The organism is Tabrizicola aquatica (assembly GCF_002900975.1).
GTDB lineage: Bacteria > Pseudomonadota > Alphaproteobacteria > Rhodobacterales > Rhodobacteraceae > Tabrizicola > Tabrizicola aquatica.
Map to the genome: position 1 here is coordinate 101,145 of NZ_PJON01000005.1, position 13,150 is coordinate 114,294.

14 protein-coding genes and 1 tRNA gene are annotated in these 13,150 nt (G+C 65.6%); 6 read left to right on the forward strand and 9 right to left on the reverse strand.

What is annotated here, in order from left to right; genetic code table 11:
- Positions 1–233: 233 nt before the first annotated feature.
- Positions 234–881 carry a pyridoxamine 5'-phosphate oxidase family protein gene (locus tag CXR42_RS16720; protein WP_103258738.1) on the forward strand — a complete coding sequence of 216 codons (648 nt, stop codon included), beginning with the start codon at positions 234–236 and terminating at the stop codon, positions 879–881.
- A 92-nt stretch (positions 882–973) separates the two neighbouring features.
- Here the strand turns inward: CXR42_RS16720 and CXR42_RS16725 are convergent.
- Positions 974–1,049, reverse strand: a tRNA-Ala gene (locus tag CXR42_RS16725).
- A 106-nt stretch (positions 1,050–1,155) separates the two neighbouring features.
- A complete protein-coding gene (locus CXR42_RS16730) occupies positions 1,156–1,491 on the reverse strand; it encodes a TIGR02300 family protein (RefSeq protein ID WP_103258739.1) in 336 nt (111 codons plus the stop codon).
- Between the two features lie 123 nt (positions 1,492–1,614).
- Here CXR42_RS16730 and CXR42_RS16735 point away from each other — a divergent pair, with 123 nt between their 5' ends.
- The 3 genes from CXR42_RS16735 to CXR42_RS16745 all read left to right on the forward strand — a co-directional run bounded on the left by CXR42_RS16735 (position 1,615) and on the right by CXR42_RS16745 (position 3,541).
- Entirely contained in the window at positions 1,615–2,307 is a 693-nt protein-coding gene (locus CXR42_RS16735; protein ID WP_103258740.1) for a M48 family metallopeptidase, read from the forward strand.
- A 33-nt stretch (positions 2,308–2,340) separates the two neighbouring features.
- A complete protein-coding gene (locus tag CXR42_RS16740; protein ID WP_103258741.1) occupies positions 2,341–2,988 on the forward strand; it encodes a GntR family transcriptional regulator in 648 nt (215 codons plus the stop codon).
- A gap of 190 nt (positions 2,989–3,178) precedes the next feature.
- Positions 3,179–3,541, forward strand: a complete 363-nt coding sequence (locus CXR42_RS16745; RefSeq protein WP_146038095.1) for a hypothetical protein — start codon at positions 3,179–3,181, stop codon at positions 3,539–3,541.
- A gap of 43 nt (positions 3,542–3,584) precedes the next feature.
- Here the strand turns inward: CXR42_RS16745 and CXR42_RS16750 are convergent, their stop codons facing one another.
- The gene (locus CXR42_RS16750; protein ID WP_103258743.1) at positions 3,585–4,001 is read right to left on the reverse strand and encodes a VOC family protein; all 417 of its coding nucleotides are present in this window, start codon (positions 3,999–4,001) and stop codon (positions 3,585–3,587) included.
- Positions 4,002–4,181: 180 nt separating this feature from the next.
- On the opposite strand from CXR42_RS16750, the gene CXR42_RS16755 reads away from it, so the two are divergent.
- Positions 4,182–5,093: a pirin family protein gene (locus CXR42_RS16755; protein WP_103258744.1), complete on the forward strand. Its 912-nt coding sequence runs from the start codon at positions 4,182–4,184 to the stop codon at positions 5,091–5,093.
- A gap of 89 nt (positions 5,094–5,182) precedes the next feature.
- Entirely contained in the window at positions 5,183–5,926 is a 744-nt protein-coding gene (locus tag CXR42_RS16760) for a class I SAM-dependent methyltransferase (RefSeq protein ID WP_245875474.1), read from the forward strand.
- Here CXR42_RS16760 and lpdA read toward each other — a convergent pair whose 3' ends face one another.
- The 6 genes from lpdA to CXR42_RS16790 all read right to left on the reverse strand — a co-directional run bounded on the left by lpdA (position 5,927) and on the right by CXR42_RS16790 (position 13,097).
- On the reverse strand, positions 5,927–7,315 hold the full coding sequence (lpdA, locus tag CXR42_RS16765; RefSeq protein ID WP_103258745.1) for a dihydrolipoyl dehydrogenase: 1,389 nt from the start codon (positions 7,313–7,315) through the stop codon (positions 5,927–5,929).
- Positions 7,316–7,398: 83 nt separating this feature from the next.
- The gene (locus tag CXR42_RS16770) at positions 7,399–7,794 is read right to left on the reverse strand and encodes an MAPEG family protein (protein WP_103258746.1); all 396 of its coding nucleotides are present in this window, start codon (positions 7,792–7,794) and stop codon (positions 7,399–7,401) included.
- Positions 7,791–8,297 (reverse strand): hypothetical protein, encoded by a 507-nt coding sequence (locus CXR42_RS16775; RefSeq protein WP_103258747.1) that lies wholly within the window; start codon positions 8,295–8,297, stop codon positions 7,791–7,793. Before CXR42_RS16775 ends, CXR42_RS16770 begins: the two co-directional genes overlap by 4 nt.
- A 120-nt stretch (positions 8,298–8,417) precedes the next feature.
- Entirely contained in the window at positions 8,418–8,810 is a 393-nt protein-coding gene (locus CXR42_RS16780; protein ID WP_103258748.1) for a trypco2 family protein, read from the reverse strand.
- 51 nt (positions 8,811–8,861) lie between these two features.
- The gene (odhB, locus tag CXR42_RS16785) at positions 8,862–10,103 is read right to left on the reverse strand and encodes a 2-oxoglutarate dehydrogenase complex dihydrolipoyllysine-residue succinyltransferase (protein ID WP_245875475.1); all 1,242 of its coding nucleotides are present in this window, start codon (positions 10,101–10,103) and stop codon (positions 8,862–8,864) included.
- Positions 10,104–10,127: 24 nt separating this feature from the next.
- Positions 10,128–13,097 (reverse strand): 2-oxoglutarate dehydrogenase E1 component, encoded by a 2,970-nt coding sequence (locus CXR42_RS16790; RefSeq protein WP_103258749.1) that lies wholly within the window; start codon positions 13,095–13,097, stop codon positions 10,128–10,130.
- Positions 13,098–13,150: the final 53 nt, after the last annotated feature.

The following is a 13,150-nucleotide window of genomic DNA, read 5'->3' on the forward strand; positions in this document are numbered from 1 at the left end:
GAAAGAAATCTGTAGTCCACCTTTGGGTGGCCACCTGCGACGTAAAACAGATTGGGTGTTTCTGCCCCGGCCGCGTTGTCGCCTCCACCATCTCGGCTAACCGCACAATTTTTAATTCAGAGAAAAAAATTATTGTTGTAGTTCGTGGCCGTTGGGTTTTCATTGGCGCACCCCTCAGTCCGACCAGACGCCCCGCATCTGTGCAGGCTTTCGCCTCCATTGAAGGACACCGCATGCCCTACGCTCTCAAACCCGAACACCTGGTTCCGGACGAGGTCGCCCTCCGGGCGCTTTTCCCGGCGACGCATACCCTGGCTGCGCTGAAATCCCTGCCCGCATTGGATAGCCATGCGCGCGACTTCATCCGCCGCTCGCCGTTTCTGTGCATCGGCACTCAGAATGCCGAAGGCAAGGCAGATGTCAGCCCGCGTGGCGACCCGCCTGGATTTGTCGCGGTACTGGACGACCAGACGCTTGCGATTCCAGACCGCCCGGGAAACAACCGGCTCGACACCCAGTCCAATATCCTGGCCAACCCCAGCGTCGGGCTTCTGTTCATGGTCCCAGGCTTTGACGATACGCTGCGGGTGAACGGCACCGCGCGGCTGACGACCGACCCGCAGATCCTGGCGCCGCTAGCGGTCAACGACCGTGTGCCGACCCTGGCCATCGTCGTATCCGTGACCGAGGTTTTCCTGCACTGCGCCAAGGCGTTCCGCCGTTCGCGACTTTGGGATCCCGAAGCCCGGCAGAACCGCAAGGAAATGCCCTCACTCTTGAAGATGATTCTCGACCAGACGACCGGCGCGCCGCAGGATCCGGCCGCTATGCAGAAGATCGATGAGGGGTTGGACGCGGATTACCGCAACTCCATGTACTGAGCCGGTCCCGCCTGTTCCCGGCCAACGGGGACGGGCAACCCAGCGCAAGACAAAACAAAACCGCCCGAAGGCGGCTGTTTTTAGTCTCTCTTTGGTGGAGCCAGGGAGGATCGAACTCCCGACCTCTTGAATGCCATTCAAGCGCTCTCCCATCTGAGCTATGACCCCACCGGAGAGAAGAACCGCGTCGTTTCCTTCGCGATGCCGGGTATTTAGGGTAGGTCGCCGGGGGGTGCAAGCGGAAAATTCGCGCTTTTCTCACCCGGCTTCCGCCTTAGACTTCCTCTTCGTCGCCCGGCACGTCGGCCAGGTCGTCCAGCGACACGTTGTCGTCTGCATCATCTTCCAGCAGATCGTCGTCCAACTCGGTGTCGTCGGCCGCCGCGCCCTCCAGCAGGACGTCTTCGGCCTCCAGATCCTCGACCAGGACATCATCGTCCTTGTCCGGCACGGCGCGCGAAATGACCGAGGCGGCCATCTTGCGGCGAACAGATTCGATGTCCACGACTTCGCCCGTATAGGGGCTGACGATCGGGGTTTTGTTCAGGTCATAGAAGCGCTTGCCGGTCGTCGGGCAAATGCGCTTTGTGCCCCATTCTGCTTTGGGCATGGTGATCCCTTCGAGTGCTCGGTAGCAGGAAAGCTGCCGCTTGCCACAGGTGCAGGCGACTGTCAAAGCCTTTTGTGTGCCGGTGGAAGTGGCTATGCTGGGCAAAGCTTTCAAGGGGTTTTCATGCCGGTCCTGCCGGGCTCTCCACCGCTCGACGTGCATCTGAAGCGCTCGGCCCGGGCGCGGCGATTCTCGCTGCGGGTGTCGCGGCTGGACGGCAAGGTCACGCTCTCGATTCCCACCCGCGCGCGTGAGGCCGAGGCGCTGGATTTCCTGCGCGGACATGAGGGCTGGTTGCGGCAGACCCTGTCCGCGATCCCGGAGGTGGCGCTGCGGCCGGTCAGCCTCGGCTCGGTCGTGCCGGTCGAGGGGCGGCCCCTGCAACTGGCAGCCGGCACCGGCCGCGCCCTGCGGGTCGAGGGCGAGGCGCTGCTGGTGCCGGGCGATCCGGCCCGCGTCGGGCCGCGGGTTGCGGCCTGGCTGAAGGTGCTGGCCCGCGACCGGCTGGCGGAGGCCTCGACCCGCTATGCGGCGCAGGTCGGGCGGCAGTATTCGACGCTGGCCCTGCGCGACACCCGCTCGCGCTGGGGGTCCTGCTCGCCCGACGGGCGGCTGATGTATTCCTGGCGGTTGATCATGGCCCCGCCGGCGGTGCTGGACTATGTCGCCGCGCATGAGGTGGCCCATCTGGTCGAGCTGAACCACTCGCCGGCCTACTGGAAGGTCGTGACCGCGATCTGCCCGGACTGGCGGCTGCACCGCGCCTGGTTGCACGCCCAGGGCCAGACGCTGCACCGGCTGCGCTTTCAGGATTGACCGGCTGGCCTGCGGGGTGTTCCCTCTGGCGCCATGCTGACCCCGCGCCCCACCGACCCGAACGCCGCCGCGCATGAGCGGTTGTACCGGACCCTGCGTCAGCAGGTCATGCATGGCGAGCTGGACCCCGGCCAGTCGCTGACCTTGCGGGGCCTGGGCAAGCAGTTCGGCGTGTCGATGACCCCCGCGCGTGAGGCGGTGCGGCGGCTGGTGGCGGAGGGGGCGCTGACGCTGTCCTCGTCGGGCCGGATTTCCACCCCCGAACTGACCCCGGAACGGATCGAGGAACTGGCTGCGATCCGGGCGCTGCTGGAACCCGAGATGGCGGCCCGGGCGCTGCCCCGCGCTCACTTTGCCCTGATCGAGCGGCTGACGGCGATCAACCTGATGAACGGCGAGGCGGCGGTCCGGGGGGATGCGGTGGCCTATGTCCGCACCAACCTGGAGTTCCACCGGACCCTCTACCTGCGGGCCCAGACGCCGGCGATGCTGGCGATGTGCGAGACGGTCTGGCTGCAGCTGGGGCCGACGATGCGGGCGGTCTATGCGAGGGTCAAGCGGAGGGAGCCGCCGATGCACCACCGGGTGATCCTGGCGGCCCTGAAGGCGGGGGACGAGCCGGGCCTGCGGCTGGCGGTGCGGACCGACGTGACCCAGGGGCTGCGGCATCTGGCGGGGTGAGTGTCCACGGTGGACAGATCGAGATAATCCAGCGATTGCAAGGGCTTGACCGGACGGGTTAAGGATTTGGCAAGGATTGTGCGGGGCCGGTCGCGTGCGCCTTGGTGCCAGGGTCAGGGCTTGGCGGCAAGGCCACAGACGCCGGGGGCAAAAGCTGGTATGTCGGGGCGGAGCGACGAGAGGTGACAGGATGAGTGAGCGACCCGCGATGGAACCCCTGGACTGGATGAGCGCGGCGTTCAACGTCGGGATCGGGCTCTTTCTTGGACTGGCGCTGAACGGGTTGCTGGGGCTGGTCGCCGATGGCTTCTGGGTCTTGGCGCTGGCCATGGCGGTCATCGGTGCGGGGGCCGCGCTGGCCGTGTTGGCCTTTGACCAGCTGCTCACCCGGGCGACCGACCGGATCTTCCCAGGTGGTATCCAGCCCGCGGCCAATCCGAAACCAAGGGGCCGCAGGCCGATGGCGCGGCTGATGAGCCTGCCTGCGGGCCTTGTGCTTGGCATGGGTCTGGCGCAGCTGGGGCTGACCCAGACGATCCTGGAATTGTTCTAAGCGCGCGCCGAGAGGCCAAGATCGGCCGAAAAGCAGTCTTTCGTCACCCAGCGCGGCGAGGTTCGGCCAGGTTGTCGCAGTAAAGCGCGATCTTGTTGCCTTGCGGGTCGCGCAGATAGCCCACGTAAAACCCGGCACCGTAAGCGGCCCGAAAACCCGGAGCCCCGTCATCCTGCCCGCCCGCAGAAAGGGCCGCCGCATGCAGGTCACGCAGCAGGGCCTGGGTCGGGACCTGGAACGCGATCATGGTGCCATTGCCGGCCGAGGCAGGCCGGTCGTCGAAAGGCCGCCTGACGTAAAGATCGGGCAAAGCGTTCTGCAGCGTCGATGGGCGGGAAAGGCTGTAGCCCAGCCCCTCGTCCGACACGTCAAGATCGTATCCCAGCCTTGGAAGGAAGGCAGAGTAGAACTGGCGGGCGTTCTCGATGTCATCCACCCCAACCGTGACATAGCCAATCATTGCCGTCCTCCGTAACCTTTGCCGCATTTGTAGAGGGATGAAACAGCAGGACAAAGCTTTGTTCCCGGATCGGGCGGGCACGGGCATCGGTGCATTCCCGCACAATGTCCTGCCGCATTTGCGCCTTGGCGTGGGGGCCCCACCGCCCCATCTTCTGCGCAACGCAATCAGGAGGCACCCATGTCCATCCGTCCCGTCATCGAGACCCGCCGCGCCCAGCCGCATCTGGAGGGCGCAGGCGTCCATCTGCATCGCGCCTTCGGGGGCCAGGACCCGCTGGCCGAGGACCCGTTCCTGCTGTTCGACGATTTCCGGGGCGACCGGCCGCGCGACTATCAGGCCGGGTTCCCCTGGCACCCGCACCGGGGGATCGAGACGATCACCTATGTTCTGGCCGGCACGGTGGAGCATGGCGACAGTCTGGGCAACCGGGGCATCCTGGGGCCGGGGTCGCTGCAACTGATGACGGCGGGGCGGGGCATCCTGCACCAGGAGATGCCGAAGGGCGACGCGATGGGGCGGATGCATGGCTTCCAGCTGTGGGGTAACCTGCCACGCGCGCTGAAGATGACCGCGCCGCGCTATCAGGACATTCCGGGGCAGGAACTGCCCGAGCGGTTCGAGGATGATGGCACCAGCATCCGTGTGGTGATCGGCGACTATCGCGGCGTGAAAAGCCCGGTCGAGGGGATCGCGGCGGACCCGCAATACCTGGATGTCTTTGTCCCGGCGGGCAAGCGCAAGACCTTCAAGGTGGACACCCGCCGCCGGGCCTTTGCCTATGTCTTTGACGGCGCAGGCAACTTCCGCGATGCCGCGCGGCCCGAGGGTGTTCTGCTGGAGAAGGAAGTCGCGGGGCAGGAAGTGAATATCCGTGACCTGTCCGGCAACCGGACCCTGGTGCGCTTTGGAGCGGGGGATGAGGTGACGGTGACGGCCGGGCCGGATGGTGTGCGGTTCCTTCTGATCAGCGGCGCGCCGATCGAAGAGCCGGTCGCCTGGGCCGGGCCGATCGTGATGAACACCGAGGCCGAGTTGCGCCAGGCCTTTGCCGAGTTGCGCAACGGGACCTTCATCAAGCCCGCGCATTAAGCCGGTTTGACGACAGCGCGCCAAGGCGCTAGCCACAGAAGCGGGCGGTCGGTGATCCGGCCGCCCGCGCTTTTTGCGGGGTCGGGCGGATGTTCAAGCGGGCCTTGGGGCCAAGATACTATGCGTTCCTGACCGCGTTGCACCGGACGCTTCTGTTCGACTGGTACCTGGAGATCGGTTGCCGGACGGGTGAGTCCGTCGCCTTGTCGCGCAGCAAGACCGTGGCCGTCGACCCGTTTTTCCGGGCCGAATTGAACATCATCGGCGTGAAGCCCGCGTTGCATGTGTTCCAGCAGACCAGCGACGATTTCTTTGCCAGCGGCTTTCTGGCGAAGAACGACATCCGGCTGGCGGTCAGCTTTCTGGACGGGATGCACCTGTTCGAGTTCCTGTTGCGCGATTTCATGCAGACCGAGGCGGCCAGCCATCCGCAGGGGGTGGTGATGCTGCATGACTGCGCCCCCTTTACGCATGAGATGACGACCCGCGACCTGACGGCGATCCGGGGCTCGTGGACCGGGGATGTCTGGAAGCTGGTGCCGATCCTGCAAAAGTGGCGGCCGGAGTTGAAGCTGACCATGCTGGACAGCCGGCCGACCGGGCTGCTGTGCGTCACCAACCTGCAGCCGGGCAACCGGGTTTTGCAGGACAACTATGCCCGGATCCTGGCCGAGTACATGGACCTGGACCTGGCGGGCTTTGGGGTCGAGCGGTTCTTTGGCCTGTTCGACTATGTCAGCAGCCGCGAGGAGGTCGAGCGGGGCTTCCCGCTCTTCCGTTCCCTGGCGCTGGACCCGTCACAGGCGCTGGAGCCGAAGCTGCACAGCACCTGATCAGGCGTGGATCGCCCCGTCGCCGCAGGCCAGCGCGGCTTCGCGGACGGCTTCCGACCAGGTCGGGTGCGCGTGGCAGGTCAGCGCCAGGTCCTGGGCCGAGGCGCCGAATTCCATCGCGACGCAGACCTCGTGGATGAGGTCGCCTGCGGCCGGGCCGATGATGTGGCAGCCCAGGATGCGGTCGGTGGCGGCGTCGGCGATCAGCTTGACGAAGCCCTCGGCCTGGAACACGGCCTTGGCGCGGGCGTTGCCCATGAAGGGGAACTTGCCGACCTTGTAGGCGCGGCCCTCGGCTTTCAGCTGTTCCTCGGTCAGGCCCACGTTCGCCACCTCGGGCGTGGTGTAGATCACGCCGGGGATGACGCCATAGTTGACGTGGCCATGCTTGCCCGAGAGGACCTCGGCCACGGCCATGCCTTCATCCTCGGCCTTGTGGGCGAGCATGGGGCCGGCGATGGCGTCGCCGATGGCGTAAAGGCCGGGGACGTTGGTCTGCCAGTGAGCGTCGGTCTTGACGGTGCCGCGGGGGCCCATTTCGACGCCAAGGGCCTCTAGCCCCAGACCGGCGGTGTAGGGTTTGCGGCCCGTGGCGACGAGGACGATGTCGGCGTCGAGGGTGGCCTCGCTGTCGTTCTTCTTCAGCTTGTAGGCGACCGTCGCGCCGGTGTCGCTCTTGGTCACCGACTGGACGGCGGCGCCGAGGACGAACTTCAGGCCCTGCTTGGTCAGGATGCGCTGGAAGGTCTTGGCGACCTCGGCGTCCATGCCGGGGGTGATGGCGTCAAGGTATTCGACCACGGTCACCTGCGTGCCGAGGCGGGCGTAGACCGAGCCCATCTCCAGCCCGATGACGCCCGCGCCGATGACGACCATGGTTTTCGGCACGGACTTGAGGGTCAGCGCGCCGGTGGAGGTGACGATGGTTTCCTCGTCAATCTCGACGCCAGGGAGGCTGGAGGCTTCGGACCCGGTGGCGATGACGATGTTCTTCGCGGAGTGGACCTCGTCGCCCACCTTGACCTGGCCGGGGGCGGGGATGGTGGCCCAGCCCTTGATCCAGGTGACCTTGTTCTTCTTGAACAGGAACTCGATCCCCTTGGTGTTGCCAGAGACGACATCGTCCTTGTAGGCCTGCATCTTGGCCCAATCCACGGTCGGATGCGCGCCCATCAGGCCCATCTTTTCGAAGTTCTCATGCGTTTCGTGCAGCATGTGGGTGGCATGGAGCATCGCCTTCGATGGGATGCAGCCAACGTTCAGGCAGGTGCCGCCCAAGGTCTCGCGCCCTTCGACGCAGGCGACCTTCTGGCCAAGCTGCGCGGCGCGGATGGCGGCGACATAGCCGCCGGGGCCTGCGCCGATGATGATGGTGTCGAAGTCTGCCATGGGTCAGGTCCTTTGGTCTGGCCGAGGAGCGGGGGTTTCACACCCCCGCACCCCCGTGGGATATTTGTGGACAGAAAATCGGGTCAGAGGAGGCTGGCCACGATCATCGTCAGGGTTGCAAAGAAGCCTACCGCCCAGATGGCGGAGCGCCAAGGGCGCAGGCCCAGGGCATAGGCGGGGATGTAGAGCAGGCGGGCGCCAAGATAGGTCCAGGCGGCGGTCTGGGTGACCGGGGTGGACTGGTCGCCAAGGGTGACCACCAGGACGGCGAGGGTGAAGAGGATCAGCCCCTCGAAATGGTTGTTCATCGCGCGCTGCAACCGCGCGGTGACGGTGGACAACTGCCGCGAGGGCGGGCGGTCGCGTGCGCTGGAGGTGTAGCCGGGTCCAAGCTCGATATTGGCGGGGACGGCGAACAGGATGAACTGCACGGCTTGCAAGAGGCCCGCAAGGGCGAGGGCAGTGAGTTCGGGGGTCATTGCAGCGCCTGTGGGAGTTGGAATTCAAGAAGGGTGTAGTTCATCTGTGCATAGCGGGTGGCCCAGTCGGGCTGGCTGTCGCAGAGCTGGCGGATGTCCTCGAAAGGCGTATCGGGGGCTGGGAGCAGGTTTTCCTGCATCGCGGCGGTGGTGAAGGCGGTGACGGCGTCCTGCGGGACTTTGGCGGCCGCAAGGGCGGCGCTGGCGGCGGTGACGTCGCGCTGCCAGTTCTGCAGAATCTGCTGGTGGGTCTGCGGTTCCAGCGCCGAGCAGGTGAGGAAGATGCGTTGCTCGGCCAGCGCCTTGGTCAGAAGGATGTCAGCCGCCGGGGTGCCGGTGGGGATGATCTGGGCCTGGGCGGCGGGTGTGACGAAGAGGGCGGCGAGGCAAAGGGCGACCCCGCCCCGGGCCTGACCCGGGGCCTTGCGGGTTGGCCGAGGGGCTTGCCGAGGCCCCGGCTCAGGGCCGGGGCGGGGTCTTGCGGTGTGGTCCCCCAGCCCCATGCCCTCTCCACGAGGGGGAGGGGAGGCGATTGTGGCGGCGGTGGGGGTGGGATGGGTCATGTGGTCCAGAGCAGGAGGAAGAACTTGGACGTCCGCGTCGTTTGCCGTAAGCGCAAGATGTCAGTCGCGTGCCATCCGGTCATCGTAAAGCTGCCTGTTCATCGCCTCTTCGTCGCTAGGAGGCAAAGCAATTGGAATTGAGAACTTTATTCGGCTTACCTCTTCGTTAGCCTTGGTGTGAGCAGCGTCTCCAGAAGCCTCAACCACAAAGATCTTTAGGCCGGCTTTGCCACCCGCCGCGACCGACGATGTCGTGGTGAGTGCAACATCAAACTCTATGTTTTGAACCCTGCGAAGTATGTCGCCTGCCCCAGCCGATTTATAGGTGTCGGCCCGGCTGCCATTCGTCGGTGGATTTACTATTGCCCCAACGTCGGCAAGTTCCGACTTCAGCTCATGGGCGGCTTCAGTGATCGCTTTAACTGTCTCTTTAATGAAGTCCTTGAGGTCCACTCGTTTCCCTTTCGCGCACAATACTTTGCCAGGCCCGCCACGACTGCCTCCTCACAAATCCATCAGCAACCGACGCGGGTCCTCCAGCGCTTCCTTGACCCGCACCAGGAACGTCACGGCACCTTTGCCGTCCACGATCCGGTGGTCGTAGCTGAGGGCGAGGTACATCATCGGGCGGATGACGATCTGGCCGTTCACGACGACCGGGCGGTCCTGGATCTTGTGCATGCCAAGGATGCCGGACTGCGGGGGGTTCAGGATGGGGGAGGACATCAAGGAGCCGTAGACGCCGCCGTTCGAGATGGTGAAGGAGCCGCCCTGCATCTCGGCCATCGACAGCTTGCCGTCGCGGGCGCGGAGGCCGAGTTCGGCGATCTTCTTTTCGATGGCGGCAAAGCCCATCTGGTCGGCGTCGCGGACCACGGGGACGACGAGGCCCGAGGGGGTGCCGACGGCGACGCCCATGTGGACGTAGTTCTTGTAGACCACGTCCTGGCCGTCGATCTCGGCGTTGACTTCGGGGACCTCTTTCAGGGCGTGGGTGCAGGCCTTGACGAAGAAGGACATGAAGCCAAGCTTGACGCCGTGCTTCTTCTCGAAGGCGTCCTTGTATTCGTTGCGCAAGGACATGATGCCGGACATGTCGACCTCGTTATAGGTCGTCAGCATCGCGGCGGTGTTTTGCGCGTCCTTCAGGCGGCGGGCGATGGTGGCCCGCAGGCGGGTCATCTTGACGCGTTCCTCACGCGCGGCGTCGTCGGCCGGGACCGGGGCGCGGGGGACCGAGGTCGGGGCGGGGGCGGGCGAGGGCGCGGGGGCGGCGGCGGCCTTGGCCACGTCTTCCTTCATCACCCGGCCGTCCTTGCCCGAGCCCTGGACCTGATCGCGGGAAATCCCGGCCTCGGCCATGGCTTTCTTGGCCGAGGGCGCGTCCTCGACATCCTTGCGGGGCTGCATTTCCTCATGCCCGGCGCCGGGCGAGCCGACTTCGCCGGCGGCCTGGATGTTCGGGTCGGTGGTCTTGGGGGCCTGCGCGGTGGGCGCGGGGGTGGCGGCCGCGCCTTCGGTCACGATGGCGAGGCGGGCGTTGGCGGCCACGGTGGTGCCTTCGGGTGCCAGGATCTCGGCCAGGACGCCGGAGACGGGCGAGGGAACCTCGACCGAGACCTTGTCGGTCTCAAGTTCGCACAGCATTTCGTCCTGCTTCACCGCATCGCCGGGTTTCTTGAACCAGGTCGATACGGTGGCCTCGGACACGGATTCGCCAAGGGCGGGAACCATAACGTCAGTCATTGTCAGTCTCCGGTCTTTCCGAGGTCAGTTCAGGCCCAGGGCCTGGGCGACGAGTTGTTGTTGTTCGTACTTGTGGCGGGAGGCCAGGCCCGTGGCGGGCGAGGCGCTGGCCTTGCGGCCGGCATAGGACATCCGGGTGGTGGTGCCGCGGACCTTGGTCAGGATCGTTTCCATCTCGGGTTCGACGAAGGACCAGGCGCCCTGGTTCTTCGGCTCTTCCTGGCACCAGACGAAATCGGCCTTCGGGAAGCGCGCAAGTTCCTGACCCAGCGAGATGGTGGGCAGCGGGTAAAGCTGTTCCACGCGGAGGAGATAGGTGTCCTCCATCCCTTGCGCGTCGCGTTCGGCGAGGAGGTCGTAGTAGACCTTGCCGGAACAGAGAACGACGCGCTTGATCTGGTCGTCGGCCTTCAGTTTCAGCGTCGAGTTGCCCTTCTGCGCGTCGTCCCACAGGACGCGGTGGAAGGTGGAGCCATCGGTGAAATCCTCGGCCCGGCTGATCGCCATCGGGTGGCGCAGCAGCGACTTCGGCGTCATCAGGATCAGCGGCTTGCGGTAGGTGCGGTGCAGCTGGCGGCGCAGGATGTGGAAGTAGTTCGCCGGGGTCGAGCAGTTGGCGACGATCCAGTTGTCCTCGGCCGAGAGTTGCAGGAACCGTTCCAGGCGGGCGGAGGAGTGTTCCGGGCCTTGGCCCTCGAACCCGTGCGGCAGCAGGACCACAAGGCCGGACATCCGCAGCCATTTCGATTCGCCCGAGTTGACGAACTGGTCGAACATGATCTGCGCGCCGTTGGCGAAGTCGCCGAACTGGGCTTCCCACAGGGTCAGCGCGTTCGGCTCGGACAGCGAGTAGCCATACTCGAAGCCAAGGACGGCATATTCCGACAGCATCGAGTCGATGACCTCATACCGCGCCTGGCCGGGGCGGATGTGGTTCAGGGGATAGTGGCGTTCCTCGGTCGTCTGGTCGATCCAGCCGGAATGGCGCTGCGAGAAGGTGCCGCGGGTGCAATCCTGGCCCGAGAGGCGGACGGGGAAGCCCTCCACTTGCAGCGACCCGAAGGCCAGCGCCTCGGCCGTTGCCCAATCGAAGCCTTGACCTTTTGCAAACATTTCCCGCTTGGCCTCAAGCTGGCGGGCCACGGTCTTGTGCATGTCGAACCCGTCGGGCACGCGGGTCAGGGCGGCCCCGACCTCGGCCAGGGTCTCGGCCTTGATCCAGGTTTCGCCGCGCTGGTAGGTGTTCAGGTCCTTGGTCTGCAGGTTCTTCCAGCGGCCATCCAGCCAGTCGGCCTTGTTCGGCAGGAAGGCCTTGCCGGCCTCGAACTCTTCGTTCAGGCGGGCCTGGAAGGCGGCTTTCATCTGCTCGATCTCGCCTTCGGGGATCAACCCGTCGGCCACCAGACGGTCGGTGTAAAGCTGCAGCGTGGTCTTCTGCTTGCGGATGCGGTTGTACATCGCCGGGTTGGTGAACATCGGCTCGTCGCCTTCGTTGTGACCGAAGCGGCGGTAGCAGAAGATGTCGATGACCACGTCCTTGTGGAACTTCTGGCGGAATTCGGTCGCCACGCGGGCGGCGTGGACCACGGCCTCGGGGTCGTCGCCGTTGACGTGGAAGATCGGCGCCTCGACCATCAGGGCGATGTCGGTCGGATAGGGCGAGGTGCGGCTGAACGCCGGGGCGGTGGTGAAGCCGATCTGGTTGTTGACGATGATGTGGATGCAGCCGCCGGTGCGGTGGCCCTTGATGCCCGACAGTTGCAGACATTCCGCCACGACGCCCTGGCCGGCAAAGGCCGCGTCGCCGTGCAGAAGGATCGGCAGGACGGCAATGCGGTCCGTGGTGTCGTTCATCTGGTCCTGCTTGGCGCGGACCTTGCCGAGGACAACCGGGTTCACGGCCTCCAGGTGCGAGGGGTTGGCGGTCAGCGACAGGTGGACCTTGTTGCCGTCGAACTCACGGTCACTGGAGGCACCCAGGTGGTATTTCACGTCACCGGAGCCGTCCACATCCTCGGGCTTGTAGGAGCCGCCCTGGAATTCGTGGAAGATCGCCCGGTAGGGTTTCTGCATCACGTTCGCCAGGATGTTCAACCGGCCGCGGTGCGGCATGCCGATGATGATTTCCTTCACCCCCAGCGCGCCGCCGCGCTTGATGATCTGCTCCATCGCGGGGATCACCGCCTCGCCGCCGTCAAGGCCGAAGCGTTTGGTGCCCATGTACTTGACATGGAGGAACTTTTCATAGCCCTCGGCTTCGACCAGCTTGTTCAGGATGGCCTTGCGGCCTTCGCGGGTGAACTGGATTTCCTTGCCGTAGCCTTCGATCCGTTCCTTCAGCCAGCCGGCCTGTTCGGGGTCCGAGATGTGCATGTACTGCAGCGCGAAGGTGCCGCAGTAGGTGCGCTTCACGATGTCGATGATCTCGCGCATGCTGGCATGGGTCAGGCCCAGCACGTTGTCGATGAAGATCGGGCGGTCCATGTCGGCTTCGGAAAAGCCGTAGGACGCGGGTTCCAGTTCCGGGTGCGATTTCTTTTCGGCCAGGCCCAGCGGGTCCAGGTCGGCGGCGAGGTGGCCCCGGATGCGGTAGGCGCGGATGATCATCAGGGCGCGGATGGAATCGAGGACGGCGCGCTGGATCTGTTCGTTGGTCAGCTGGACACCGGCCTCGGCCGCCTTGGCAGCGATCTTCGCGCCGGCGGCCTTGGCTTCCTTGGCCGGCGGCGGGGCGGCCCATTCGCCAGTCAGGGCAGCGGTCAGGTCGTCGGCGGGCTGCGGCGGCCAGTCGGCGCGGGCCCAGGAGGGGCCGGAAGCGGCGCGTTTGGTGTCGACCTCAGAGTCGCCGAGGGACTGGAAGAAGGCGGCCCATTGCGGGTCGACCGACGCGGGGTCAGCGGCGTGGCGGGCGGCCAGCTGGTCGACGTAATCGGCATTGGCCCCGTCGAGGAAGGACGAGGCGGCGAAGGCGGCGGTGGGGGATTGGTCGGTCATTCGCGCGTTTCCTTGTGGGGCGGGGTCACCGCCAAGAGGAACGGGCGGGGCGC

What these genes read in the sequence shown, in the direction of transcription:
- CXR42_RS16720 (WP_103258738.1), top strand. Translation starts at nt 234, where the DNA reads ATGCCCTACGCTCTCAAACCCGAACACCTGGTTCCGGACGAGGTCGCC.
- CXR42_RS16730 (WP_103258739.1), bottom strand. Translation starts at nt 1,491, where the DNA reads ATGCCCAAAGCAGAATGGGGCACAAAGCGCATTTGCCCGACGACCGGC.
- CXR42_RS16735 (WP_103258740.1), top strand. Translation starts at nt 1,615, where the DNA reads ATGCCGGTCCTGCCGGGCTCTCCACCGCTCGACGTGCATCTGAAGCGC.
- CXR42_RS16740 (WP_103258741.1), top strand. Translation starts at nt 2,341, where the DNA reads ATGCTGACCCCGCGCCCCACCGACCCGAACGCCGCCGCGCATGAGCGG.
- CXR42_RS16745 (WP_146038095.1), top strand. Translation starts at nt 3,179, where the DNA reads ATGAGTGAGCGACCCGCGATGGAACCCCTGGACTGGATGAGCGCGGCG.
- CXR42_RS16750 (WP_103258743.1), bottom strand. Translation starts at nt 4,001, where the DNA reads ATGATTGGCTATGTCACGGTTGGGGTGGATGACATCGAGAACGCCCGC.
- CXR42_RS16755 (WP_103258744.1), top strand. Translation starts at nt 4,182, where the DNA reads ATGTCCATCCGTCCCGTCATCGAGACCCGCCGCGCCCAGCCGCATCTG.
- CXR42_RS16760 (WP_245875474.1), top strand. Translation starts at nt 5,183, where the DNA reads ATGTTCAAGCGGGCCTTGGGGCCAAGATACTATGCGTTCCTGACCGCG.
- lpdA (WP_103258745.1), bottom strand. Translation starts at nt 7,315, where the DNA reads ATGGCAGACTTCGACACCATCATCATCGGCGCAGGCCCCGGCGGCTAT.
- CXR42_RS16770 (WP_103258746.1), bottom strand. Translation starts at nt 7,794, where the DNA reads ATGACCCCCGAACTCACTGCCCTCGCCCTTGCGGGCCTCTTGCAAGCC.
- CXR42_RS16775 (WP_103258747.1), bottom strand. Translation starts at nt 8,297, where the DNA reads ATGGGGCTGGGGGACCACACCGCAAGACCCCGCCCCGGCCCTGAGCCG.
- odhB (WP_245875475.1), bottom strand. Translation starts at nt 10,103, where the DNA reads ATGACTGACGTTATGGTTCCCGCCCTTGGCGAATCCGTGTCCGAGGCC.
- CXR42_RS16790 (WP_103258749.1), bottom strand. Translation starts at nt 13,097, where the DNA reads ATGACCGACCAATCCCCCACCGCCGCCTTCGCCGCCTCGTCCTTCCTC.